The sequence below is a fragment of the Actinomycetes bacterium genome, from assembly GCA_036510875.1.
Classification (GTDB): Bacteria; Actinomycetota; Actinomycetes; order Prado026; family Prado026; genus DATCDE01.
On sequence record DATCDE010000208.1, the window covers coordinates 1 to 2,387 of the forward strand.

Sequence of the window (2,387 nt, forward strand, 5' to 3'; positions counted from 1 at the left end):
CCGTCCAGGCCGACCTGGCCCAGCTGCAGGCGCGGATCGGCCGGATCCGGTCCTGGGCCGCCGCGCGGCGCTGATCATCCGATTTCCCGAACCGCAGGCCGTCGCAGGACCAGACTGGTCCGGAGAGCGTCCGAACTCGGCCGGAGGGTGATGGTCATGGTGAGCGAGACGGTGGGTGGTTCGTCCGGCGACCCGGGCGATGTGCTGGAGGCGGTCGGCCGGTCCTGGGGCTGGCTGCTCATGCTCGGCGTGTTCACCCTGCTGTTCGGCGTGGTGCTGCTGGTCTGGCCGGGCAAGACGCTGGTCGTGATCGCGGTCTTCCTCGGGTTCTACCTGCTGCTCAGCGGGATCTTTCAGATCGTCGCGGGCTTCGCCACCACGGGTCTGGACGGCGGGATGCGCGCGCTGGCCATCGTCGCGGGCATCGTGTCCGTGCTGCTGGGCCTGTTCGCGTTCCGCAGCATCGCCCACTCGGTGGTGCTGCTGGTGCTGCTCATCGGCTTCGGCTGGCTGTTCCGCGGGCTGGTGCGCGTGATCTCCGCCATCGCGGACAAGACCACCGTCGCCCGCGGCTGGCAGATCGCCGAGGGCCTGCTCGGGGCCCTGGCCGGCGTGGTCATCTTGGTCTGGCCGGCGCCGTCCCTGCAGGTGCTGGCCTGGATCTCCGGGATCATCTTGCTGCTGCTGGGGCTGATCGAGGTGGTCGCCGCCTTCAAGGTCCGGCGGCTGGCCTGAGCCCCGGCGCGGAGACCTCGCAGACCCTGGACCGCGGGCTGACCCTGCTGGAGCGGGTGGCCGGGACCCCGGGGGGCCTCACGGTGGCCGAGCTCGCGGTCGGGCTGGACGTCGGCCGTACGGTCGCCTACCGGCTGGTGGCCACCCTCGAGCAGCACGGACTGGTCCGGCGCGACGTCGAGGGCCGGGTGCGCATCGGCCCCGGCGTGCTCGCGCTGGCCGCGGGCGTGCAGCCGGTGCTGCTGGCGGCGGCCACGCCCGTGCTGCGCCGGCTGGCCGAGGACGTCGGGGCGACCGCGCACCTGACGGTGGGGGACGGCGACGAGGCGCTGGCCGTGGCCGTCGTCGAGCCGAGCTGGACGGCGTTCCACGTGGCCTACCGGGTCGGCAGCCGGCACCCGCTCGGCCGCGGGGCGGCCGGTCGCGCCGTCGTGCGGGCCGGCACCGCGACCCCCGGCTGGGTGGTCTCGACCGGCGAGCTGCAGGAGGGCGCCAGCGGGATCGCCGCGCCGGTGCTGGGGGTGGCCGGCCTGCAGGCGGGGGTCGGGGTGGTCGCCCTGGGCACCCTCGACGCCGACCGGGTCGGACCGCGGGTCGAGCTCGCGGCGGCCGAGCTCGCGGCGGCCCTGCGCTGAGCGGATGGCCGCTCAGCGGCTGATCGGGCCCGGCAGCAGGAACGGGTAGTCCCGCCGGCGGACCCGCTGCTGCCACCAGCGGTCGGCGCGGCGCAGCCGCAGCAGCAGCTCCCACTGCCGCGCGTCGGAGGCGTAGTCGCGGGCCACCTCGTCCACCTCGAGCGGGTGGTGCGCCGGCTGCAGCACCCGGTTGGCGGCGTCGACGACGACGGGCACCCACGGCACCAGCCGCTCCTTGTGCAGGTTCGCGGCCAGGTCGAGCAGCACGGTGCGCGGGTCGTGGTAGCGCTGCAGGATCCCCGGGATGACGAACCGGCGCAGCGGCGGCCGCAGGGCCCAGGGCGCCGCGGCGAGGAACAGGCCGACGTCCAGGGCCGATCGCCCGTCCGGTTCGGTGAGCAGGGGGGTGGTGAGGTCGAAGTAGGCCAGCGTGCCGTCGGCGCGGACCGCCCAGTTCGACAGCTGCCCGTCCAGGCCCAGCGCGGGGTCGACGACCGCAGCCACATGGCCGGTTAGCTCGGCGAGCGCCGAGTGGTCCGGGTCCGGCTCGGTGCTGGCCAGCACCGACGTCAGCAGGCTGTCCTCCGGGAGGGCCTCCTGGACCAGGTAGCCCACGACCGAGCCGTCGGGGGCGTCGCAGTGCAGCAGCTCGCTGGGCAGCACGGGCAGGCCCCGCTCGGTGAGCGCCGCGACGTAGCGGTCGAGGACGTCGCGGTAGCGGTCGAACGCGGCCCGGTCGGGGAACCGGGGCAGCCGCTTGCAGGCGTGCGTGGGCTGCTCGGTCGGCCAGCCCACCACCAGGGTGATCTCCCCGTAGCCGAGCACCCGCAGGCCGTCGGCGCGGCCGGTCGTCAGTGAGTGGCGGACCGTCGTCTCGAGCCGGTCCAGCTCGTCCGGCGCGATCACCCCAGCGCCTTGCGGACGACGCCCAGCAGCTCGTCGACCTCGTCGTCCGAGATGACCAGCGGCGGCAGCAGCTGCAGCACCGAGGGGTCGTTGTTGGCGAACACCGCGAAC

Annotated in this window: 3 protein-coding genes; 2 read left to right on the top strand and 1 reads right to left on the bottom strand. The window is 74.7% G+C overall.

Annotation, left to right across the window (positions count from 1 at the left end; translation table 11 throughout):
* Nucleotides 1-156: 156 nt before the first annotated feature.
* The gene (locus VIM19_12190; GenBank protein ID HEY5185636.1) at nucleotides 157-735 is read left to right on the top strand and encodes a DUF308 domain-containing protein; all 579 of its coding nucleotides are present in this window, start codon (nucleotides 157-159) and stop codon (nucleotides 733-735) included.
* Nucleotides 732-1,370 (top strand): helix-turn-helix domain-containing protein, encoded by a 639-nt coding sequence (locus VIM19_12195; GenBank protein ID HEY5185637.1) that lies wholly within the window; start codon nucleotides 732-734, stop codon nucleotides 1,368-1,370. Before VIM19_12190 ends, VIM19_12195 begins: the two co-directional genes overlap by 4 nt.
* 12 nt (nucleotides 1,371-1,382) lie before the next feature.
* Here VIM19_12195 and VIM19_12200 read toward each other — a convergent pair whose 3' ends face one another.
* Nucleotides 1,383-2,276 carry a DUF6206 family protein gene (locus tag VIM19_12200; GenBank protein HEY5185638.1) on the bottom strand — a complete coding sequence of 298 codons (894 nt, stop codon included), beginning with the start codon at nucleotides 2,274-2,276 and terminating at the stop codon, nucleotides 1,383-1,385.
* Between the last annotated feature and the right edge of the window lie 111 nt (nucleotides 2,277-2,387).

Coding starts and splice junctions, on each gene's coding strand:
- VIM19_12190 (HEY5185636.1), top strand. CDS start 157: ATGGTGAGCGAGACGGTGGGTGGTTCGTCCGGCGACCCGGGCGATGTG.